This window comes from Shewanella sp. 553 (assembly GCF_059338375.1).
Genome location: NZ_CM181701.1, coordinates 1 through 23,624, shown reverse-complemented (window position 1 = coordinate 23,624; position 23,624 = coordinate 1). Strand labels below are relative to the sequence as shown.

The window sequence follows — 23,624 nt, the reverse complement described above, 5'->3', positions numbered from 1 at the left end:
TTTATAACCCTAATACGTAACCCAACCAAGGCAATGATCAAAAACCAAGCGCTTTTATCTTTAAAGCTTTAGCGCAGAGCTAATTTGACCATATTTATATTACCCAGAATAATGACAGTTACTCGGTAAACTGCACTTTCAATTGGCCTTGACTGATGGTGGCTAACTCTTGCGCAAATATTTGCTGACGCCCTTTGGGTATCTCAAAATGTAGCTGTACCTTATCTGAAAATATTTTGTCGGTGATCAGCCCTTCACCACGCTCTAAAAAGTGCTCCACATCCTTAAGCTGATGATACTCACACACTAACTGACCGGGATAACGGATTAATTTAAGTTCGGTCTCCAGCTGCGTGAGCCCTTGCTTAATGCCCGCACTATAGGCTCTCACCAATCCACCGACGCCGAGCTTAGTACCACCAAAGTAGCGCACCACTATGGCACCAATCTCACCAACATTGGCCCCTTGTAACGTGGCTAACATCGGCCGTCCAGCACTCCCTGCAGGCTCACCATCATCACTTGAGCCCATCGTTACTGTATTACTGGGGTCAGCGGCGATAAAAGCATAACAATAATGATTAGCTCCAGGATACTCAGCCTTGACGTTAGTAAGCACACACTTCAGAGTTTGTTCAGATGAGCAATGAAACAGTACGGAGATAAAACGACTGTGTTTTATCTCCTGTTCTATCACTAGGCGCTGAGCCGGAATAAGATAACTTTCACTCAACTATTATTAACCCTTAACCGTGAAGACCTAAATTACGGGTCATATTTTCAGTATGATCATGGTGAACAATCACATTATCTTCAATACGGATGCCACCAAATGGACGTAACATAGCCACCTTATCCCAATTAATCTGTTGCTGACGAGTATCCTGCTTTAAGGTGTCGAGTAAGGTATCAATGATGTACAACCCAGGCTCAATGGTTAGCACTTGATTGGCTGCTAATGTGCGCGTGCAGCGTAAAAATGGGTGTGCCTCTGGCGCAGGAATATGAGTACCACGCTCATCATGCAAGAAGCCTCCCATATCATGTACCTGCAATCCAAGCATGTGGCCTAAGCCGTGAGGGAAAAACACACTGGTGATCCCCTGCTCTACCAAGCCCTGCTTATCACCAGTAGCTAAATTGAAATCCAGTAGAATTTGCGCCAATTTATGGTGAGTTTCTATGTGTAGATCAACATATTTTACCCCGGGTCGCATCATGTCGATAATCGCTAGCTGCAGTTGTTCCATCGCCACGATCAGCTCGCCAAAGCGATTTTTTTCAAAGGCGTAGGTGCGAGTAATGTCGGCGGCATAACCATGAAAGTTAGCACCGGCATCAATCAAAAAAGATAAACGCTGAGCAGGCACCTGATGCTCTAGTGCGGTGTAATGTAATATCGCAGCATTTTGGTTAAGTGCCACAATATTGCCATAGGGCATCTCATTTTCACTCTGATCAACCGCATTGAGGTAAGCTTGTTGGATTTGAAACTCGCTGCCGCCACCGTAAAACGCACTCTTAGCAGCCTCATGCCCTTTCACTGCAATTTCATTGGCTTTGCGCATGCAGGCTAGTTCATATTGTGTTTTCGTTGCACGATGATAGTGCAAATAACTCATTACGGCATCGGGATTACGCGATGTAAACCCTAATACTTCGGCAACCTCCAAATGTTCGCCAATATAGGCCCAGTTACCAATATCATTAGGCAAAAAATCGGCTATTTTGTCGGCTTTGGTGAGTAGCTTAACTTCAATTTCACTGGTCCAAAATGCATCAGGAAGGTCAGCCACTTTATGCCAAAAATCCACTGGACGATAAAAAATCAGCTGTGGTTTATCCTTACCATTAACCAATAACCAGCAATGGGGATTATCGATAACGGGTAACCACGCCTTAAAATGTGGATTAACCTTAAACGGGTAATCCATATCGTCTAAAAACTGACGATGAGGCTGACCTGAATGGATCACCAATCCAGACAGTTTTTCCCTCTCTATAATCTCAGCAACGCGATGATTTAACTCAAGGATATGGTCAGGGTAAAGGGTAGCTAAATTTTCCATGTCTATGTTCCTATTATTATTTTATGGCACACGTCTAGATGCTTAACACCTAGGCGTCAGTGGCGGCGACAATATTGACGTCAGTCTAACATAAAGCACAAAATTCAGCCTAACCGAAGAAAATTAAACAACCGTTTAAATTGGGTGTTGAAATTTTCTCGATTTAGACGCACACTGAGCAGCAACTGGTCAAATGATGGCCTGCTGTAAGATAGAGATTTTACCTACGTCATACAAAATCAATAGTAGGTAGTGCTCTTTAAAGCAATAAGGAAGCAAGCAATGATCTACCAAAGTCCTACGATTCAGGTTGAACAACTTGAAGACAATATCGCTCGGCTCTGTTTTAACGCCGCAGGCTCAGTGAACAAATTTGACAGAGAAACCTTAACGTCTCTCGATGCCGCATTAGATGCCATTAAGCAACAGCCAAACCTTAAAGGCTTAATGCTGGCGTCTGGAAAGGATGCATTTATTGTCGGCGCAGATATCACCGAATTTTTAGGTCTGTTCGCACAAGATGATGCCGTACTGCTCAATTGGTTAGAAGAAGCTAACAAGATCTTTAATAAGCTTGAAGATTTGCCCTTCCCAACCATCTCAGCAATCAAAGGCTTTGCATTAGGCGGTGGCTGTGAAACCATTTTAGCAACCGATATGCGCGTGGCTGATACCACGGCTCGCATTGGTCTGCCCGAAACTAAACTGGGTATTATTCCTGGTTTTGGCGGCACGGTACGTCTACCTCGCGTCATTGGCGCAGACAACGCGCTTGAGTGGATCACCACAGGTAAAGATCAACGCCCAGAAGCGGCATTAAAAGTCGGCGCTATCGATGCTGTTGTTGCACCAGAAGCGCTAGAAACCGCAGCGATTCAAATGCTTAACCATGCCATTGCCGAGAAGATTGATTGGCAATCACGTCGTAACCGTAAATTATCTCCACTCACGCTACCTAAGCTTGAAGCAATGATGTCATTTGCCACAGCTAAAGGCATGGTCTTTCAGGTTGCAGGCAAACATTACCCAGCCCCAATGACTGCGGTTGATATAATAGAGCAAGCCGCAGGCGCTAAGCGAGCTGAAGCGCTACAAATCGAACATCAGGCATTTCTTAAACTGGCTAAAACCGAAGTTGCTCAAGCACTTATCGGTATATTCCTTAATGATCAACTCGTTAAAGGAAAGGCAAAGAAAGCTTCTAAGCAAGCTAAACCCGTAAACAGTGCCGCAGTGTTGGGCGCAGGCATCATGGGCGGTGGTATTGCCTATCAAAGTGCCAGCAAAGGCACGCCAATCGTCATGAAAGATATCGCTCAGCCAGCACTTGAACTTGGTTTAGGCGAAGCATCTAAACTACTGACAGCGCAAATCAAACGTGGACGCTCGACTCCAGAGAAGATGGCTGCAGTACTGAATAACATCACTGCCACACTCGATTACAGTGCGGTAAAACAAGCCGATGTTGTTGTTGAAGCCGTTGTTGAGCATCCAAAAGTGAAAGCCACGGTATTGGCTGAAGTCGAAGAGCATGTCAGTGAAGATGCTATTATCGCCTCCAACACATCAACCATCTCAATCAATCTATTGGCTAAGAGCCTTAAGAAACCTGAGCGTTTCTGCGGTATGCATTTCTTTAACCCAGTACACAAGATGCCTTTGGTTGAAGTTATCCGTGGTGAAAATAGTTCAGAAGAGACGATTGCATCCGTTGTGGCTTATGCTGCCAAAATGGGGAAAACCCCTATTGTTGTTAACGACTGCCCAGGCTTCTTCGTGAACCGCGTGCTATTTCCTTATTTTGCCGGCTTTAGTGGCCTACTTGCCGATGGCGCCGATTTTGCGGCTATCGACAAGGTAATGGAAAAGCAGTTTGGTTGGCCAATGGGCCCTGCTTATCTGCTCGACGTAGTAGGTCTAGATACCGGCCACCACGCACAAGCAGTGATGGCTGAAGGTTTCCCCGACAGAATGGGCAAAACCGGTAAAGATGCGATTGATGTAATGTTTGAAGCGCAGCGTTTTGGACAAAAAAATGCCAAAGGTTTCTATCAGTACTCTGTCGATCGCCGTGGTAAGCCAAAGAAAGATATCGATCCTGTAAGTTATGAACTCCTAGGTAATACCTTTGGTGAACTCAAAGAGTTCACCAAAGAGGAAATCATTGCTCGCACTATGATCCCAATGATTATCGAAACAGTACGCTGCCTCGAAGAAGGCATCATTGCCACCCCAGCTGAAGCTGATATGGGGCTGGTTTACGGTCTTGGTTTCCCTCCATTTAGAGGGGGTGTGTTCCGTTACATCGACACCATGAGCGTAGCTAATTTTGTTGCATTAGCCGACAAATATGCTCACCTAGGCGGTCTGTACCAAGTAACAGACAAGATGCGTGAACTTGCTGCCAACAACGGTAGCTACTACCAAGCCTAATCAGCCGGAAGGAATAGAATAATGAAACAAGCAGTTATTGTAGATTGCATCCGTACTCCTATGGGCCGCTCTAAAGCTGGAGTATTTAGAAACGTTCGTGCAGAGACCTTGTCGGCCGAACTAATGAAAGCGTTACTGGTTCGTAACCCACAACTTGACCCTAATACCATTGAAGATGTGATTTGGGGCTGTGTACAGCAAACCTTAGAGCAAGGCTTCAACATCGCGCGTAATGCCGCCCTACTGGCTGGTATTCCTAAGCAAGCGGGCGCTGTCACCATCAACCGTCTTTGTGGTTCATCAATGGAAGCCATGCATCAAGCTGCTCGCGCCATCATGACGGGCATGGGTGATACCTTTATTGTCGGTGGCGTTGAACACATGGGTCACGTGCCGATGAATCACGGTGTCGATTTCCACCCAGGCCTTGCCAACAACGTGGCTAAAGCCTCGGGCATGATGGGGCTAACCGCCGAGATGCTAGGTAAGATGCACGGCATCACCCGCCAGCAGCAAGATGAGTTTGCCGTACGCTCTCATCAACGCGCCTATGCGGCCACCGTTGAAGGACGCTTTGCTAACGAAATCCATGCAATTGAGGGTCACGATGCCAGCGGTGCTCTTGTAAAGGTATACCACGATGAAGTCATTCGTCCTGAAACCACACTAGAATCACTTGCAGGTCTTCGCCCTGTATTTGACCCAGCTAACGGCACAGTAACGGCAGGGACTTCTTCGGCATTGTCTGACGGTGCCTCGGCTATGCTGGTGATGGAAGAAGAGAAAGCGAAAGCGCTTGGTCTACCAATCCGCGCCCGCATTCGCTCTATGGCTGTTGCCGGCTGTGATGCAGCAATCATGGGTTACGGCCCCGTTCCTGCCACACAAAAAGCACTTGCCCGTGCAGGTCTCACCATTAATGACCTTGATGTGATTGAGCTTAACGAAGCCTTCGCAGCACAATCACTACCTTGTGTTAAAGATCTTGGATTGATGGATGTGGTCGACGAAAAGATTAACCTTAACGGTGGTGCGATTGCACTGGGTCACCCATTAGGCTGTTCAGGTACACGTATCTCTACCACCTTAATCAATCTCATGGAAAGTAAGGATGCTAACTTAGGCTTAGCCACAATGTGTATTGGTTTGGGTCAAGGTATCGCAACGGTATTTGAACGCGTTTAACGCCAACTACCCATCACCGTTATAAAAAATCGAGTAGCTAATAGCTTACTCGATTTTTTTTGGCTGTTTCACGTGAAACAGGCTTGAGAAAAGTTCACCGTGATGAGAACAATAGCTGATGAACATTATCGATATTCAACCATTGGTTAGGGTATTTTTGTCGATACTGCATATCGAAAACAAAGACGAGTAACCCAAGGTTCTCAATGCATTGTCGGACAGGCTAAACAACTCAATATTAATCATCTATACCTACAGATAGAAAGTAAAAATGTCGGCCTTTATCACAGTCAAGGTTGGCAAACGATAGCTAAAATTCCTTATCATGCGTTGACACTTTCGGTCATGCACCGACGCCTATAAAGAAAGAGCAATGACACCAGCAACCAAAGCCTTAGATAAAGCCAACATCAGCTACAGCCTTCACGAATATCAACATGAGAGCAACGCCAAAGCGTTTGGTTTAGAGGCTGCAGAAAAACTTAACCTTCCGGTGGAACAGGTCTTTAAAACCTTAGTCGCCCAACTGGACTCAGGTCAATTGGTGGTCGCCATCATCCCTGTCAATGAAAAGCTCAATATGAAGCGTTTGGCTAAAGCCTCTGCAGCCAAAAAAGCAGCCATGGCGCCTGCCGATGTAGTGCAGCGAGCCACAGGATATATATTGGGAGGGGTCAGCCCTATCGGTCAAAAAAAACGTCTCGTCACTTTTATTCATCAAAGTGCAGAAAAACTCGAACGCTGTTATGTCAGTGGTGGGCGTCGCGGCTTAGATATTGGCATCACACCACAAGATCTTATTCGCGCGACGAACGGTAAATATGCTTGGTTAACCGATAGTGACCCACTCGAGTAAACCATATAAACAAGTTGTTTCACGTGAAACAACCCCTCTTGAGTTCACAAAACCGTGCCCACATCTTGGCTTAGTCATGCCGCTAGCGTAATATTAGCTGCTTCTGTTTAAAGTGATTTTTTTCATCTTCTAAGGTTGAATATATGAGTAATCCATTTTCAGACGCCCAACACCAACTCGATGCCATGGGACTTCGCTGCCCAGAACCAGTCATGATGGTTAGAAAGTCAGTCCGAAATATGAATGATGGCGAGACCTTATTGGTCATTGCAGATGATCCGGCAACCACCCGGGATATCCCCAGCTTTTGTGAATTTATGGACCATACCTTAATAGCCAGTAACACCGAAGCCGTACCATACCAATATCTGATAAAAAAAGGCTTATAGCCCATAAGAGTTTGCCCTTTAGTAACACTTGCCAGCTGAGTCGAGCACAGTTTACACTGAGTGATAGTCATCAAAAGGACGGATAAATGGCAATTTTACAAGGCATTAGCTATAAAGTGGTCAAGCGCGGCCCAATGTTAGAAACCTCAACCGCATTGGTCACTACGAGCAGCGGCGTTGCCCAAGATATTTTTGGTAAACCAGGCAACAGACAAGTCACAGTGCTCTCATTCGAACAATGGGAGCAGACTCTGCAAATCACTTAACGCTCAACTACCATGGACAACCCGCAGAACCAATTTACTGGTCGAAGGTGTCAGCTTTGGGCCGCAAGATGTCGGTAAAATTATGCATGTTGGAGATCTACAGCTTCTCGTTACAGGTGAAACCGATCCCTGCAGAAAGATGCAAGCAGCCTTCCCAGGCTTAGAGAAAGCATTAACTCCAGATTGGCGTGGTGGCGTCACCTGCAAAGTGCTCAATGACGCTACCATAGATATTGGTAATAAAGTGCATTTTAGTGAACAGCTGCAATTACTTTAATCGACGCCACACCTTTATTACCTCAGAACTAGCCACTGACGCAAGTGGCTTACATTCACTCTAGACTCTATTTCGCCATCTCAAATACCATTCATTTTCTGTCACATAAATTGGGTGTTACTGTTAACCAATTTATGCGATAACTATTATTTATAAGACTGTATTTAATATAACTGCATCGATAAAACTGACAGTACAGTGATATAAAATGTCGCCAGCACATAATTTTGCAGCTATACACATTTCACCATCAATAAGTAAAAACTAGCGATACTCGGCACAACGCATGCCTATGGAAACAATAACAACTAGACGGATATAATAATGCTAACACAACAAATTAAGCCCTTATGTGCAGTAATAGCACTCACACTAAGCCCCCAGATAATTGCACAAGAAACCACTCAAGATACCACCACTTGGCAAGTTAATGCTCCTGCAAACGCTCCCCTTCAACAAGTCAAAATCGACGTGTCTGAGGGCTCCTGGATGAACGTCAGTGTCAGCCCTGATGGCAAAACCATAGTGTTTGATCTATTGGGCGATATCTACCAAATACCAATCGAAGGTGGCGAAGCAAAAGCTCTCGCTAAAGGCATCGCCTGGCAGATGCAGCCCGTTTATAGCCCTGATGGTAAATCCATTGCATTTACCTCAGATGAAGATGGTGGCGACAATATATGGATTATGGATGCCGATGGCAGCAACCCTCGCCCCGTGACAAAAGAGACATTCCGCTTACTCAACAGCCCAGCTTGGAGCCCAGATTCACAGTACCTTATCGCGCGTAAGCATTTCACCGGCAGCCGTAGCTTAGGTGCTGGCGAAGTGTGGCTTTATCATGTTGCCGGTGGCGATGGTGTAAAACTCACAGAGCGCCCTAACGAACAAAAAGATCTGGGCGAACCCGCTTATTCGCCGGATGGCCGTTACGCTTACTTTAGCCAAGATGCGACACCAGGAAAAACCTTCCACTACTCAAAAGACTCAGTCAAGGGTATCTATAAGATTAAGCGCTACGACACTCAAACGGGTGACATTGAGGTGCTCATCGAAGGCACTGGTGGTGCGATACGTCCAACCCCAAGCCCGGATGGAAGCAAGCTCGCCTTCATTAAACGTGATGGATTTCAGTCATCGCTTTATCTGCTCGATTTGAAGTCTGGTAAAAAAACCAAACTATACGACAAACTCGACCGCGACATGCAGGAGACCTGGGCTATTCACGGCGTATATCCAACAATGAGCTGGACCGCCGATAATGAAGAACTTGTGTTCTGGGCCGGTGGCAAAATTAACCGCCTAAAGGTAGCAGATAAGCAAGTTAAGCAGATCCCCTTCTCGGTTAAAACAGAACTTGCGATACAACCCTCGGTACGCTTTAAGCAGAACATCGACAAGGATATCTTCGATGTCAAAATGCTGCGCATGGCACAGGTATCTCCCGATGGAAAGAAAGTGGTCTATGAAGCCCTAGGTAAGTTATGGGTTAAAACTTTACCTGATGGCAAGGTCACTCGACTCACTAAGCTTGATGCAGACCTGCGAGAGCTATTCCCGCAATGGTCTCGCGACGGCCAGCTGATAGTCTTCACCACTTGGGATGATGACAAGCAAGGCAGTGTCCGCGTTATCAGTGCTCGTGGCGGCAAAGCCAAAATACTCACCCAGGAACCGGGCAAATATGTTGAGCCCACCTTTTCGCCAGATGGCGAGTTAGTGGTTTACCGTAAAGCCAAAGGTGGCAATATCACGCCAAGGACTTGGTCTCAGGAACCCGGCCTATACGTAGTCGACATCAAAGGTAAAGCCAACAGCAAAATAACCCCAGATGGCTATCAGCCTCAGTTTGGCGCAGAGTCAGACCGAGTCTTCTTTTTAGACCACGGCGAGACGCCACAGCTGTCTTCAATTAATCTGCATGGATTCCAAAAGCGGGTGCATTACACTAGTAAGCACGCTACAGAATTTAGGGTCTCACCGGACGGCAAACAACTCGCGTTTGCTGAGCGCTTTAAAGTCTGGGTCACCCCATTCGCTAAACATGGCGAAACCATAGATATCGGCCCGAAAGCCAGCAACCTGCCCGTTACCCAATTAAGCGTGCGTGCAGGTGAGAGCATCAGCTGGAACAGCAACAGCGATCAGCTTTACTGGACTCTGGGCCCAGAACTGTATCAAGTTAACGTCGATAGCAGCTACACCGCAGCAGAGAAAAGCGCCAAATCAGAGAGCAGCGAACCTAAGATCACAGATATCGGCTTTAGCAAGAAAGCGGATGTTCCACGTGGAACTATCGCCTTTATTGGTGGCCAAGTGATCACCATGGAAGATGATAAGGTTATCGATAACGGCATAGTGATAATCAAAGACAACAAGATTGTCGCTGTAGGTGATGCAACAACCCAGATCCCTGCTGGTGCAGAGGTTATCGACATCAAAGGCAAAACATTGATGCCAGGTCTATTTGATGCACACGCTCACGGATCACAAGGTGAAAGTGAAATTATCCCGCAGCAAAACTGGGAGCTTTATGCCAACTTGTCGCTCGGTGTCACTGCCATCCATGATCCCTCTAACGACACTACCGAGATCTTTGCCGCTTCAGAGCAACAGAAGGCAGGCAATATCGCCGGACCACGTATCTTCTCTACGGGCACTATCCTGTATGGAGCCAATGCTCCGGGATATACCTCGCATATCGATTCACTCGACGATGCCAAGTTTCACTTAGAACGGCTCAAAAAAGTGGGGGCATTTAGCGTCAAGAGCTATAACCAACCGCGTCGTAACCAGCGTCAACAAGTGATTGCCGCAGCGCGAGAATTGGAAATGATGGTGGTTCCAGAAGGTGGCAGCTTACTACAACATAATCTCACCATGATCGCCGATGGCCACTCAACCGTTGAGCACTCGCTACCAGCTGGGGCCATTTACAACGATATCAAACAATTCTGGAGCCAAACCGACGTTCATTACACCCCGACTCTAGTGGTTGCCTATGGCGGTATCTCAGGCGAAAACTATTGGTATGATAAGACAGATGTGTGGTCTCACCCTCGCCTCTCTAAATATGTACCTAGTGATCTTTTACAGGCCCGTTCAATGCGCAGACCTACCGCACCCGATGCACACTATAACCATTTCAATGTTGCACGCGTCGCCAATGAGCTAAATGAACTCGGTGTAAAGCCTAATATTGGTGCCCACGGACAACGAGAAGGGTTGGCCGCGCATTGGGAGATGTGGATGTTCGCCCAAGGTGGCATGAGCAATATGGAAGTGTTAAAAACGGCAACTATTAATCCTGCCACCACCTTTGGCATGGAGCAGCAATTGGGTTCCATCAAAGCGGGTAAGCTTGCTGACTTGATCATCATCGATGGCAATCCGCTCGATGACATCCGGGTCACCGACCGAGTAACTTATACTATGGTCAACGGCAAACTTTACAACGCTGAAACCATGGACCAGCTCAATGGTGATAAAACCAAACGCAAACCATTTTTCTTCGAACTTTAATCAATTTTCAATTTTAAAATCTGCCGGAGTTTAGCCGCAAATTTTAATTTCATGAAAATTTCAAAATGAAGTAAAAATCCCATTCAGGCGTTTAAAAAGGGTGTTCCACGTGGAACACCCTTTTTAATACCATATTAAAATGCAATCAATATTCGATTTACATAACTTTAGCGATAACAAATATAACAATGGAATCATCCACCCCACTCTTCTCGAAATCATTTATCTGGCTGTTGATAACAACAGCAATCGACTAGATGATCATTTACCATGCCTACCGCTTGCATAAAGGCGTAGCAAATTGTCGGCCCGACAAAGTTGAAACCGAGCTTTTTAAGCGCCTTTGACATAGCTTCAGACTCAGGCGTTTGTGCAGGTACTTGCGCTAAAGAAGTGAAATGATTAACCCTAGGTTTTCCATCGACAAAACTCCATAAAAATGTCGAAAAATCATTACCCTGCTCTACATATGCCAAATAGCCTTTAGCATTTTTTATAATCGAATTCACCTTTAAACGATTACGCACAATACCGGGGTTTTGCAACAAGACCTCCACTTTTTGCTCATCAAAGGTGGCAATGATTTTAGGATCGAAATTAGCAAAGGCCGCCTCATAATTTTGCTGTTTCTTCAAAATGGTGAGCCAAGACAAGCCCGCTTGTTGGCCATCTAAGCAGAGCTTAGCAAACAGTTCTTGGCTATCGTAAACAGGCTTTCCCCATACATCATCATGATAAGCCTGATATAAAGGGTCATCACTCACCCAGCCACAACGCGTTATAGGCATGACATTTTTCTCAATTTTCCCAAGTTAAGATAAAAAATAACCTACATAAGCCGTTTTCAACAAGGTATAATCGAAACCATTTTCTATCACCAGCTGACAGTAGTAGACATGACGACGAAACACGACGTAAAAACATTCCAGGGATTTATCTTAACCCTGCAAGAATACTGGGCGCAGCAAGGTTGCGCTATCGTTCAACCGCTGGACATGGAAGTAGGTGCGGGTACATTCCACCCTATGACTTTCTTGCGTTCATTAGGCCCAGAACCAATGAGCAGCGCCTATGTCCAGCCATGTCGCCGTCCAACCGATGGCCGTTATGGTGAAAACCCTAACCGCCTGCAACACTACTACCAGTTTCAAGTAGTCTTAAAACCTTCACCAAGCAATATTCAAGAGCTTTATTTGGGGTCACTTGAAGCGTTAGGTGTCGATATGGGTATCCACGATGTGCGCTTCGTTGAAGACAACTGGGAATCACCCACGCTCGGTGCTTGGGGACTGGGTTGGGAAGTCTGGCTAAATGGTATGGAAGTGTCTCAGTTCACTTACTTCCAACAAGTAGGCGGCCTAGAGTGTAGCCCTGTAACTGGCGAGATCACCTATGGTTTAGAACGTCTAGCCATGTACATTCAAGAGGTTGATAGCGTTTATGATCTTGTTTGGACTGATGGCCCAATGGGCAAGATTATGTATGGTGATGTTTTCCACCAAAATGAAGTTGAACAGTCTACCTACAACTTTGAACACGCCAACGTAGAAGTGCTTTTCAAGCAGTTCGATGACTGCGAAAAAGCCTGTAACCATTTGCTATCACTTGAAACACCGCTGCCACTACCCGCTTATGAGCAAGTAATGAAAGCCTCGCACGCTTTTAACTTACTCGATGCTCGCCATGCTATTTCGGTTACCGAACGTCAGCGTTATATTTTACGCGTTCGTACTATGGCAAAAGCGGTTGCAGAATCCTATTACCAAGCCCGTGAAGCGCTTGGTTTCCCAATGTGTAAGTAGAGGGTTATAAAGATGAAATTTGAAAACTTACTCATTGAAGTAGGCACCGAAGAGTTACCACCAAAAGCACTACGTAACTTAGCAGAATCATTTTTAGCTAACTTCACCGAAGAGCTAAATAAAGCAGAGCTGGGCTTTGAATCAGCAACTTGGTATGCAGCTCCTCGTCGTTTAGCCATCAATGTTAAGCAACTGGTATTGGCGCAAGCCGATAAAGTGGTAGAAAAACGTGGTCCTGCAATTGCGCAAGCATTCGATGCCGATGGCAACCCAACTAAAGCCGCAATGGGCTGGGCTCGTGGTAACGGCATTACCGTTGAACAAGCCGAACGTCTTAAAACGGATAAAGGCGAGTGGTTATTGCATCAAGCTAAAGTAGTTGGTGTAGAAACAAAGTCACTTATCTCAGATATGGCCCAGCGCGCACTAGACAAGCTACCTATCCCTAAACCTATGCGTTGGGGCAGCAACAAGACACAATTTATCCGCCCAGTGCACACAGTGACTATGCTAATGGGTAGCGAGCTAATTGAAGGCGAATTACTGGGCATAAAATCTGCTCGCACCATACGCGGTCATCGCTTTATGGGTGTAGACACCTTAGAGCTAGACCATGCAGACAACTACCTCAGCGCGCTTAAAGAGCAAGGTAAGGTGTTAGCCGATTACGCTGAGCGTAAAGCGATCATTAAAGCGGGCGCCGAAGCTGCTGCCGCTAAAATCGGTGGCGTGGCCGATCTTGAAGATGACCTACTCGAAGAAGTGACTTCACTGGTTGAATGGCCAGTTGTATTGACCGCCAACTTCGAAGAGAAATTCCTCGACGTACCAGCCGAAGCCTTGGTTTACACCATGAAAGGCGACCAAAAATACTTCCCAGTATTTGATAAATCTGGCGCACTACTACCCAACTTTATTTTCGTCACTAACATCGAATCTAAAGATCCGGCGCAGATTATCTCAGGTAACGAAAAAGTGGTTCGTCCGCGTCTTGCCGACGCAGAGTTCTTCTTCGAAACCGACAAAAAACAGTCGCTCGAGTCTCGTCTTGCTAGCCTTGAAACCGTGGTATTCCAAAAGCAGTTGGGCACCATCAAGCAGCGCGTCGAACGCATTTCAGCTTTAGCAGGCTTCATCGCTAATGGTATCGATGCCAACAGCAAGGATGCCGCCCGTGCTGGTCTATTGTCTAAATCAGACTTGATGACCAACATGGTGATGGAGTTCACCGATCTACAAGGCACCATGGGCATGCACTATGCACGTCTAGATGGTGAAACCGATGCGGTAGCAGTCGCACTTGCGGAGCAATACAAGCCTAAGTTTTCTGGCGATACCGTGCCAACCGCACCTATCTCTATCTGCGTAGCATTAGCAGAGAAGCTAGATACCTTAGTGGGTATCTTTGGTATTGGCCAAGCACCAAAAGGCGCAGCCGATCCATTCGCCCTTCGCCGCGCCGCCATTGGTGTGCTGCGTATCTGTTTAGAGAACAACTTACCGCTTGATTTGGTTGATCTGATTGCAAAAGCACAAGAGCTTCATGGTGAAAACCTCAGCAATGACAAAGTCGCCGAACAGGTACTTGAGTTCTTTATGGGCCGCTTCCGCGCTTGGTATCAAGATCAAGGTGTGAGTGTCGATGTGATCTTGGCCGTGCTTGCACGTCGCCCTACTTCACCAGCCGATTTTGAAAGCCGTATCAAAGCGGTTGCTCACTTTAGAACCCTTGAGCAAGCGCAAGCACTCGCTGCAGCCAATAAGCGTGTATCTAACATCCTAGCGAAAGTTGAAGGTGAGCTTCCAGCCACTATCGACGCTAACTTGTTAGTTGAAGGCGCCGAAAAAGCTCTAGCCGCTAAGCTTAATGAACTTCAACCTCAGCTAGCGCCGCTGTTTGCTGCAGCTAACTATCAAGAAGCCCTGTCACTGCTGGCCAACCTACGTGAAAGCGTGGATACCTTCTTTGAAGATGTGATGGTGATGGCCGATGATGAAGCGCTGAAGAACAACCGCCTAGCCTTGCTATCGAGCCTACGCGAGCAGTTCTTACACGCAGCTGACATTTCGTTACTGCAGTAAGCATTAATTTTGCTAATAAAAACGCACCCTTAGTGGTGCGTTTTTTTATGACCGAGGATAATAATCCCACTCATTTTAGTGCAATGCTTGAGCGACGATACAAAGCCAAGTTAGACTTAACCCTATCGTTCCCACAACTAGGTCTAAAGCGCCATGGTATCTGAAAGTATCATCTATCCTCTAGGTGAAAACGCCTTGGTGTTAGACCCTGCGCCGCGAGCTACAATCGATTTTGCCCTGCAAAACAAACTTTGCTGGATAGCAGATAGCTGCCGAAATATCACCGGTGTGCTCAATGCCGTCCCAGGAATGAATAACCTCACCCTCTATTTTGATAACGCCGAACGGCTTAAATCTGGCGAAGCGATACTACAACAACTATGGGATGAGGCGGCGCAGCATTCATTGGCGCAACGACATATCGAAATTCCCGTGGTATACGGTGGTGAATATGGCCCCGATATCAACAATGTCGCCAATGCCCACCAGCTGAGTGTCGAAGAGGTCATTCGCCAACACAGTAGCGCCAAATACCAAGTGTTTTTCATTGGGTTTCAACCCGGTTTTGCCTACCTCGATGGCTTGCCAGCCTCATTACATACCCCAAGATTATCAACGCCTCGGCTGCAAGTACCCGCAGGTTCAGTCGGCATAGGTGGAGAACAAACGGGGATCTATCCAAGTCAAAGCCCTGGAGGCTGGCAACTTATCGGTCAAACCCACCTTAAGTTGTTTAATCCTCATCACTCCTCACCTAGCCTATTACAACCTGGTGATATCGTTACTTTCGTTGCCACTCGGTCATTTACATCATGATCCATATTGAGCAAGCAAACAGCCATATTACGATCCAAGATCTAGGCCGCGCTGAAGTCGCCCATTTAGGCATTCCTATTGGCGGCGCAATAGATAAACAAGCATTACTCCTCGCGAATCGTTTAGTGGCAAACCCCGACAACTGTGCAGCATTAGAATTTAGCGCGAGTGAATTTACGCTCCGCTTTGAAACTGACACTTGGGTCGCCCTATGTGGCGGGTACTTCGATGCCAGCATCAATAATAGACCCCTATGGAATGGCTGGCGTGGCAAGGTAAATAAAGGTGAGTCACTGCATGTTCGCGGCCCGAAACAAGGGATGTACGGCTACCTTGCCATCATGGGAGGTATAGATTGTGAGACGGTTTTAAAGGGTAAAGGCACCGACATCACCAACCAGTTTGGCGGACATCAAGGGCGCTACCTTGAAGCGGGGGATCGCTTGAACATCGGCGTGACAGCCTTCGGTAACTTCAGTCGTCCAATTGGCGCGGTACAACGGGCCAACGACGGTATCCTAAGAGCCCTTCCCGGCCCCGAATTACTGCTATTTAGTCCATCCAGTAAAAAAGCCTTTTGGCATACGTCTTGGAAAGTCTCCAATCAAAGCAACCGCATGGGGACTCGGCTGAATGGTCAACCCCTTACAACCGAAACCGACATGAGCTTACGCTCACACGGCGTAATGCCAGGGGTGGTACAAGTTCCACCGAATGGCCAACCTATTGTATTGATGGCAGATGCGCAAACCACTGGCGGATATCCTAGAATTGCCTGCGTGATAGCAGCCGATTTATGGAAAGTAGCGCAAATGAGGCCGGGACTTGGGTTGATATTCCAACATATCAGCCCAAGTCAGGCACAAAGTGCCAACTATGAATGGCAGCAGTATCATTATCGTTTAGCAAAGGCAATGGATGGCAGTTAACACAAAGCAAGCTGAGCGGCGTTATCCAATCGATCTCAACGCCGATTTGGGTGAGGGAGGCGCACACGATGCAGCGTTATTGCACATCATCACCAGCGCAAACATCGCCTGTGGAGGCCACGCAGGCGATCAAGCCTCCATGCGCCAAACGGTAACACTGGCTAAGCAATGTAATGTGCTAATTGGCGCCCATCCGAGTTATCCAGACAGAGTAAACTTTGGCCGTCAAACCATGGAGCTAAGCGAGAATGAGCTGTTGGACTCGCTATATAATCAAATCATCACTTTAAAGCAAATTTGCGACGCCTTAGCGGTAAAACTACATCATGTTAAGCCTCATGGCGCGCTATACAATCAAGCGGCTGAAAACAGCGGTTTGGGGCAAATCATTATCGATGCGATAAAGCGCGTCGATCCAAACTTAAAACTGATGATGCTAGCGGGTAGCTCACTAGTCCAGCAAGCGTGTGAGCAAGGTATCGACGTTATTGAAGAAGCCTTTGCCGACAGGGCTTATTTAGCCAGCGGCGCTTTGGCATCACGCAGCCTTGCCGGCGCCGTCATCGAAGACGCGCAAACGGCGATGAAACAAGTTGAGCATATTATCAATGATCAGCCTATTACCACGTTAGATGCTAAATCGGTCATCATAAAGGCGAGTAGTATTTGTCTACATGGCGACAATGACCATGCACTCGCTTTCGCTAAGCTTATTAGTCAACACCTATCCCAATCAACATAAGCTGCGAGCTTTATTTCACTCGCGCTCTGGTGAGTCATAGGGCATGGATGAGAGCCAACGTGTCCCACTTCCAACTCATTCTTTATCACCATCATCAGTCAAAAATGAGCAACAAAAAAGCCCCAGATCTCTCTGAGGCTTTTGCCAGAACTTAATGGTCAATAAGACTTACACGTCTAAGTTAGCCACATTAAGTGCGTTGGACTCGATAAATTCGCGACGCGGCTCAACCTGATCACCCATCAAACAGGTAAATAGCTGATCGGCGCCAATGGCATCTTCGATAGTCACTCGAAGCATACGACGCGACTCAGGATCCATTGTGGTTTCCCACAGCTGCTCAGGGTTCATCTCACCCAAACCTTTATAGCGTTGGATATAGAGACCACGCTTTGAATCGCCCATCAACCAATCTAAGGCTTCAACGAAAGAGCTGATCTCTTTAGTACGCTCACCGCGTTTAACGTAGCCACCCTCTTCAATCAAACCGTCAAGAGCATCGGCCAGTTTCGCCATACGCAGATAATCGCTTGAATGCAGGAAGTCATACGAGAACAGGTAATGGGCGTCGATACCATGCTTACGAATAGTGATCTGCGGCAGATACACTTTACGCTCAGGATCAAACACAGCTTCGCCGCTAAAGATAAACCCACCAGACTCGGCTTCTTTTAGCGCAGCCACATAAGTGTCGCACCATTGCTTAACTTTGGCTTCATCGGCTAACAGTTCGTCAGTTAACGGAGCTTGATACAGCATGCGCTCGGTCAGCATCAATGGAAAACGCTTTTCAAGACGATCGAAAATTTGCTCAACTTCGCGATATTGATAAACCAGCTTCTCTAATGGCGCACCCAACATTGCCGGCGCATCTTTCGATGGGTGAATTTCCCCCCCATCCAAAGCTAGGTTAGTCAGGTATTCGGTTAACGCCGGATCGTCTTTTAGGTACTGCTCTTGCTTACCTTTTTTCACTTTGTACAGTGGTGGCTGGGCAATATACACATAACCACGCTCGATAAGCTCAGGCATTTGACGGAAGAAGAAGGTCAACAGCAAGGTACGAATGTGCGAGCCGTCGACATCAGCATCGGTCATGATAACGATGTTGTGATAACGGGTCTTATCTGGATCGTATTCATCACGGCCAATACCACAACCTAATGCAGTGATCAGCGTGGCCACTTCTTGTGACGACAACATCTTGTCGAAACGCGCCTTCTCTACGTTAAGGATTTTACCCTTTAGTGGCAGAATCGCTTGGTTCTTACGGTTACGCCCCTGCTTGGCGCTACCGCCAGCAGAGTCCCCTTCCACTATGTATATTTCAGAAAGCGCAGGGTCTTTCTCTTGGCAGTCAGCCAGTTTACCTGGCAAACCACCTAAATCTAATGCACCTTTACGACGAGTCATTTCACGGGCTTTACGCGCCGCTTCACGAGCACGAGCGGCATCGATAATCTTACCAACAATGAGCTTAGCTTCGTTTGGATGCTCCATTAAGTAATCACTTAACTGCTCACCCATGGTTTGCTCTACCGCAGTTTTCACTTCACTTGAAACCAATTTATCTTTAGTTTGTGAGCTAAACTTAGGATCAGGCACTTTAACCGAAATCACTGCCGTCAAACCTTCACGAGCATCGTCACCGGTGGCGCTGGTTTTACCCTTTTTATTGAATCCTTCACGATCCATATACGCATTCAGGTTACGGGTCAATGCACTACGGAAACCCGCTAAGTGAGTACCACCATCGCGCTGAGGAATGTTGTTGGTAAAACAGAAGATGTTTTCTTGGAAGCCATCGTTCCACTGCATCGCCACTTCAACGGTAATACCATCCTCGCGCTCTTGGATAAAGTGAAATACTTCTTTGTTTACTGGCGTCTTATTAACGTTTAAGTAGTCAACAAAGGCACTAATACCGCCTTCATACTTGAAGAACTCATCACGGTTATCACGCTCATCAACAAGGTGAATACCGACACCAGAGTTAAGGAATGACAACTCACGTACACGCTTAGCCAGAATATCAAAATGGAATTCAACGTCGGTGAAGGTTTCTTTACTTGGCCAAAAACGGATTTCGGTACCCGTTGTGGTGGCTTCTCCCACTTCAGCTATCGGTGCGTCAGGTACACCATGGGTATAGAACTGTTCATATACTTTACCGTCACGACGAATGGTCATTTGCAGCTTTTCAGACAGCGCGTTAACCACTGAAACACCTACACCGTGGAGACCACCAGACACTTTGTAAGAGTTATCATCAAACTTACCACCGGCGTGCAAAACCGTCATAATTACTTCGGCAGCAGATACCCCCTCTTCCTCATGGATAGAGACAGGAATACCGCGGCCATCATCTTTAACCGATACCGAGCCATCAGAATGGATTTTGATGGTGACATCACTACAATAGCCAGCAAGTGCTTCATCGATAGAGTTATCGACCACTTCGAATACCATGTGATGTAGACCTGTGCCATCATCGGTATCACCAATGTACATTCCCGGTCTCTTACGTACCGCATCAAGGCCTTTTAAAACCTTAATACTCGAAGAATCATAACTATTCTCTGACATATTATTCTCTCGTCGGTTATTCAATTACCGTTACACACCCTTGTTCCACATGGAACACCTTTACCGGCGGTGTGTTTAACGAATCCACTATTGCCGCAGGCTCGATTGCCGTCACAAACACTTGTGCCCCGGTATCGCATAGCTGCTGCAACAACAGTTGCCTGTGTCTTGCATCCAGTTCCGATGGAAGATCATCCACCAGATAAATACTGTTTTTATCGATTTGTTGTTTTAGCAGCTTGCCCTGTGCAATGCGCAGCGCACACACTAACAATTTCAGTTGACCTCTAGATAATGCATCCTGCACCGGCAAAGTGCCCACACGCAGTCTTAAGTCCGCTTTATGGGGCCCACTCGCAGTGTGTCCCGCCGCTAAATCTCTGGGATATTGTGCCTGCAATAGCGCCTGATAATCGGTTTTGCTATCCCAACCTCGAGTAAAGGAAACTTTAACATCTATCTGAGGTAAAAACTCTTCGATTATACCCTTAAGTCGTTCATTTAACGAGCCTACATATTGCTTTCGTATCTCGGTGACGATTTCGGCATAACGCACCAGTTCTTTGTCCCAAAACTGGATTTGCCGATAGTCAATCTGGTTTTTAAGCAACTGATTTCTATGCTTTAAAATACGTCTGACATTCGCCCATGCACTGTGGAAGTTTTTGTCGGTATGAAAGGCTCCCCAGTCGATAAACTGTCGCCGCGCTTTGGGGCCTTCAAAAAGCAGTGAAAAACTCTCAGGAGTGATCACCTGAATAGGTAAAGTTTCGGCCAAGGTCGATAATCTTTTGACCTTATCGCCATTAATTTTAACCTCGGTATCACCGGAGCGAAAACGGCGTAAGCCAATTTTGTGTTGTTGATCGCCGAGGCTTAGATTAGCAAACAGCGTGAGCTTATCTTCGCTGTTTTGAATGACACGCTGCGACAGATGACTGCGGAACGAACGCCCCATCCCCAGAAAGTAAATCGCTTCTAAGATGCTGGTCTTGCCGCTACCGTTTTGACCATAGATAAGATTTAAGCCATCGCCTAACTGCAACTGCGCGCTAGTGATGTTACGGAAAGCGTCGATATGAAGCCGAGTTAAACTCATTAAATACTCAATTGATCAACCAGACGGGTAAAACAAACGCCACCCAAAAGTGGCGTTACCTGTTGCGTTACAGACGCATTGGCATCACAACATACATAGAATCTTCTTCAATATGGTTTTCAATCAAGGCGCTGGAGTTGCCATCGATTAGGGTGATACGCACATCATCGGAAGGTAGGTTGTTTAAAACATCCAATAAATAACTGACGTTAAAGCCAATTTCTAGCGGAGTATTGTCATATTCGATATCTAAGATCTCTTCCGCTTCTTCCTGCTCGGGATTATTAGCGGTGATCTTAATTAAATTTTGTTCTAGCTGAACCCGCACCCCGCGAAACTTCTCATTCGACAAAATAGAGGCGCGTAGCAAGGCTTGCTTTAATTGATGACGACTGGCAATCACTACCTTATCACCGCCTTTAGGCAGTACTCGGCGGTAATCAGGAAAACGCCCATCGACAAGTTTACTGGTAAATACCGCGCTTTGAGTGATAGCACGGATGGCATTGTCACCAATGGCGATGGTGACATCGAGATCTTCACCTTCAAATAAACGTTGCAGCTCTAACACACCTTTACGCGGCACAATGACCTGCTTTTCAGGTAATGAATCGGCTAAGGTGCGATGACTCAACGCCAGACGATGCCCATCGGTTGCAACGGCTCTGAGCACATTGCCTTCGGTTTCTAACAACAAACCATTAAGGTAATAACGCACATCTTGGTTAGCCATCGAAAACTGGGTTGCATCGATGAGCGACTTTAAGGTGCCTTGCTTGAGGGTAAACTCGATATCCGCCTGAAAGGCGTCAACATTGGGATATTCTTCAGCAGGCAGAGTCGCTAAAGTAAAACGACTGCGGCCAGAGCGAAGCAACAGGCGGTTTTCCTGTTGCTCTATTTTAAGTTCGACTTGATCAGGAAGTGATTTAACAATATCGAGAAATTTCTTAGCCGGGACGGTCGTCCGCCCCTCAATGACCTCACCCTCAAGCTGTGCTTGGCCAACCAACTCTACCTCTAAATCGGTGCCGGTCAGTTTAAGTGAGTGACCACTTACTTCAACTAAAAGGTTTGCCAGAATAGGCAAGTTATGTCGTCTCTCCACCGCTCCACTAACCAGTTGAAGTGGCTTTAATAGGGCATCCCTATCAATTGAAAATTTCATGTGTTTCAATTTCCCTGATTTTATGAAGATAACGTACGGATCAAGTTAGCATAATCTTCTTTAATGTCATGACTTTCTTCACGTAGCTGTGCGATTTTGCGACACGCATGCAATACGGTAGTGTGGTCACGACCACCAAACGCATCACCAATCTCAGGTAAGCTTTGGTTAGTTAACTCTTTCGACAGTGCCATTGCCATCTGTCGTGGGCGTGCCACGCTACGTGAACGACGCTTAGACAGCATATCGGCCATCTTGATCTTGTAATATTCAGCAACGGTTTTCTGAATATTGTCTATAGTGACCAATTTTTCTTGCAGAGCCAAGAGATCTCTTAACGCTTCACGCACAAAATCGATGGTGATCGGCCGACCGGTAAAGTTTGCGTTAGCGATAACACGGTTCAATGCGCCTTCAAGTTCACGTACGTTGGAGCGTAAGCGTTTAGCAATAAAGAATGCCACTTCATCAGGAAGGTTAATCCCGCTTTCTTGTGCCTTACGCATCAAAATTGCAACACGAGTTTCTAACTCTGGTGGTTCAATCGCCACGGTTAAGCCCCAGCCAAAGCGCGACTTAAGACGATCCTCAACGCCGTCTATCTCTTTAGGATAACGATCAGAGGTCAAAATGATCTGATGATTTCCCTCAAGCAAGGCATTAAAGGTATGGAAAAACTCTTCTTGTGATCTGTCTTTATTAGCAAAAAACTGAATATCATCGATAAACAGCGCATCCACACTGCGGTAGTAGCGCTTAAACTCTTCAATCGCATTATTTTGTAACGCTTTAACCATATCCTGAACAAAGCGCTCAGAATGCATGTAAACCACTTTGGCGTTGGGATTATTCTTGATAATGCCATTACCCACAGCATGCAGTAAATGCGTCTTACCTAAACCGGTACCACCGTATAAAAACAGTGGGTTATAGGCGCCACCTGGGTTTTCAGACACCTGCAATGCAGCCGCTTTACCCAGTTGGTTCGACTTACCTTCAACGAAGTTTTCGAACTGATAGGTTGGATTGATGTTGCTACGATGATTGGTCATCGTTGACGGTTCATTGGTGTTGAACGACGGCTTACCAGGGGACTTATTGGCCGACGGTATCGTGGCACTCTTTACTGAAGCGGTCGGTCGAACCGGCTGGCTCGCTGGACGGCTACCAATATCGAAACGCAACTTAGGCGCATTACTGCCCATTTGCTCAGTAAAGAATTGATTAATGGTATTAAGGTACTTGTCTCTTACCCAATCGAGAACAAACCGATTCGGTGCGTACAGCACTAGAGTATCCCCGTCCATTTCGGCTTGTAACGGTCTGATCCACATACTGAATTGCTGAGCCGAAAGCTCGTCTTGTAGTCGTCCGATACATTGCTGCCAAAGTGAAACCGCCAC

The 23,624-nt window shown here is 46.6% G+C and carries 17 protein-coding genes and 1 pseudogene; 11 read left to right on the top strand and 7 right to left on the bottom strand.

Annotation, left to right across the window (positions count from 1 at the left end):
- Positions 1 to 118: 118 nt before the first annotated feature.
- Together AC5YBZ_RS00090 and pepQ are read right to left on the bottom strand one after the other, a co-directional pair.
- A complete protein-coding gene (locus AC5YBZ_RS00090) occupies positions 119 to 733 on the bottom strand; it encodes a YigZ family protein (RefSeq protein WP_494520419.1) in 615 nt (204 codons plus the stop codon).
- A gap of 13 nt (positions 734 to 746) precedes the next feature.
- Positions 747 to 2,069 carry a Xaa-Pro dipeptidase gene (gene pepQ / locus AC5YBZ_RS00085; RefSeq protein WP_494524201.1) on the bottom strand — a complete coding sequence of 441 codons (1,323 nt, stop codon included), beginning with the start codon at positions 2,067 to 2,069 and terminating at the stop codon, positions 747 to 749.
- A gap of 282 nt (positions 2,070 to 2,351) precedes the next feature.
- Between pepQ and fadB the strand changes: the two genes are divergently transcribed.
- The 6 genes and pseudogenes from fadB to AC5YBZ_RS00055 all read left to right on the top strand — a co-directional run bounded on the left by fadB (position 2,352) and on the right by AC5YBZ_RS00055 (position 10,997).
- Positions 2,352 to 4,502, top strand: coding sequence for a fatty acid oxidation complex subunit alpha FadB (fadB, locus tag AC5YBZ_RS00080; RefSeq protein ID WP_494520420.1), 2,151 nt, complete (start codon positions 2,352 to 2,354; stop codon positions 4,500 to 4,502).
- Positions 4,503 to 4,523: 21 nt separating this feature from the next.
- A complete protein-coding gene (gene fadA, locus AC5YBZ_RS00075) occupies positions 4,524 to 5,687 on the top strand; it encodes an acetyl-CoA C-acyltransferase FadA (protein ID WP_494520421.1) in 1,164 nt (387 codons plus the stop codon).
- 373 nt (positions 5,688 to 6,060) lie between these two features.
- The gene (ybaK, locus tag AC5YBZ_RS00070) at positions 6,061 to 6,543 is read left to right on the top strand and encodes a Cys-tRNA(Pro) deacylase (RefSeq protein WP_494520422.1); all 483 of its coding nucleotides are present in this window, start codon (positions 6,061 to 6,063) and stop codon (positions 6,541 to 6,543) included.
- Positions 6,544 to 6,686: 143 nt separating this feature from the next.
- Complete coding sequence (tusA, locus tag AC5YBZ_RS00065) at positions 6,687 to 6,932, top strand: sulfurtransferase TusA (protein WP_110458777.1); 246 nt, start codon at positions 6,687 to 6,689, stop codon at positions 6,930 to 6,932.
- Between the two features lie 86 nt (positions 6,933 to 7,018).
- Positions 7,019 to 7,475 (top strand): annotated as a pseudogene (locus tag AC5YBZ_RS00060) (MOSC domain-containing protein).
- Positions 7,476 to 7,799: 324 nt separating this feature from the next.
- Positions 7,800 to 10,997 carry an amidohydrolase family protein gene (locus tag AC5YBZ_RS00055; RefSeq protein ID WP_494524200.1) on the top strand — a complete coding sequence of 1,066 codons (3,198 nt, stop codon included), beginning with the start codon at positions 7,800 to 7,802 and terminating at the stop codon, positions 10,995 to 10,997.
- A 218-nt stretch (positions 10,998 to 11,215) separates the two neighbouring features.
- Here AC5YBZ_RS00055 and AC5YBZ_RS00050 read toward each other — a convergent pair whose 3' ends face one another.
- Complete coding sequence (locus AC5YBZ_RS00050) at positions 11,216 to 11,785, bottom strand: DNA-3-methyladenine glycosylase I (protein WP_494520425.1); 570 nt, start codon at positions 11,783 to 11,785, stop codon at positions 11,216 to 11,218.
- 108 nt (positions 11,786 to 11,893) lie between these two features.
- Here AC5YBZ_RS00050 and glyQ point away from each other — a divergent pair, with 108 nt between their 5' ends.
- The 5 genes from glyQ (at position 11,894) to pxpA (ending at position 17,368) form a co-directional block, all read left to right on the top strand.
- The gene (glyQ, locus tag AC5YBZ_RS00045) at positions 11,894 to 12,799 is read left to right on the top strand and encodes a glycine--tRNA ligase subunit alpha (RefSeq protein ID WP_494524199.1); all 906 of its coding nucleotides are present in this window, start codon (positions 11,894 to 11,896) and stop codon (positions 12,797 to 12,799) included.
- Between the two features lie 12 nt (positions 12,800 to 12,811).
- A complete protein-coding gene (gene glyS, locus AC5YBZ_RS00040; RefSeq protein WP_494520427.1) occupies positions 12,812 to 14,881 on the top strand; it encodes a glycine--tRNA ligase subunit beta in 2,070 nt (689 codons plus the stop codon).
- Between the two features lie 153 nt (positions 14,882 to 15,034).
- Positions 15,035 to 15,697, top strand: coding sequence for a 5-oxoprolinase subunit PxpB (gene pxpB / locus AC5YBZ_RS00035; protein WP_494520428.1), 663 nt, complete (start codon positions 15,035 to 15,037; stop codon positions 15,695 to 15,697).
- Complete coding sequence (locus AC5YBZ_RS00030; protein WP_494543288.1) at positions 15,694 to 16,626, top strand: 5-oxoprolinase subunit C family protein; 933 nt, start codon at positions 15,694 to 15,696, stop codon at positions 16,624 to 16,626. Before pxpB ends, AC5YBZ_RS00030 begins: the two co-directional genes overlap by 4 nt.
- Positions 16,616 to 17,368 carry a 5-oxoprolinase subunit PxpA gene (pxpA, locus tag AC5YBZ_RS00025; RefSeq protein ID WP_494520430.1) on the top strand — a complete coding sequence of 251 codons (753 nt, stop codon included), beginning with the start codon at positions 16,616 to 16,618 and terminating at the stop codon, positions 17,366 to 17,368. The genes AC5YBZ_RS00030 and pxpA overlap by 11 nt, the downstream gene beginning before the upstream one ends.
- 168 nt (positions 17,369 to 17,536) lie before the next feature.
- Here pxpA and gyrB read toward each other — a convergent pair whose 3' ends face one another.
- The 4 genes from gyrB to dnaA form a co-directional block, all read right to left on the bottom strand.
- Complete coding sequence (gene gyrB / locus AC5YBZ_RS00020; protein WP_494520431.1) at positions 17,537 to 19,954, bottom strand: DNA topoisomerase (ATP-hydrolyzing) subunit B; 2,418 nt, start codon at positions 19,952 to 19,954, stop codon at positions 17,537 to 17,539.
- Between the two features lie 16 nt (positions 19,955 to 19,970).
- On the bottom strand, positions 19,971 to 21,053 hold the full coding sequence (gene recF, locus AC5YBZ_RS00015) for a DNA replication/repair protein RecF (RefSeq protein WP_494520432.1): 1,083 nt from the start codon (positions 21,051 to 21,053) through the stop codon (positions 19,971 to 19,973).
- A 67-nt stretch (positions 21,054 to 21,120) separates the two neighbouring features.
- Positions 21,121 to 22,221: a DNA polymerase III subunit beta gene (dnaN, locus tag AC5YBZ_RS00010; RefSeq protein ID WP_475515404.1), complete on the bottom strand. Its 1,101-nt coding sequence runs from the start codon at positions 22,219 to 22,221 to the stop codon at positions 21,121 to 21,123.
- Positions 22,222 to 22,241: 20 nt separating this feature from the next.
- Positions 22,242 to 23,624 (bottom strand): chromosomal replication initiator protein DnaA, encoded by a 1,383-nt coding sequence (dnaA, locus tag AC5YBZ_RS00005; RefSeq protein ID WP_475515403.1) that lies wholly within the window; start codon positions 23,622 to 23,624, stop codon positions 22,242 to 22,244.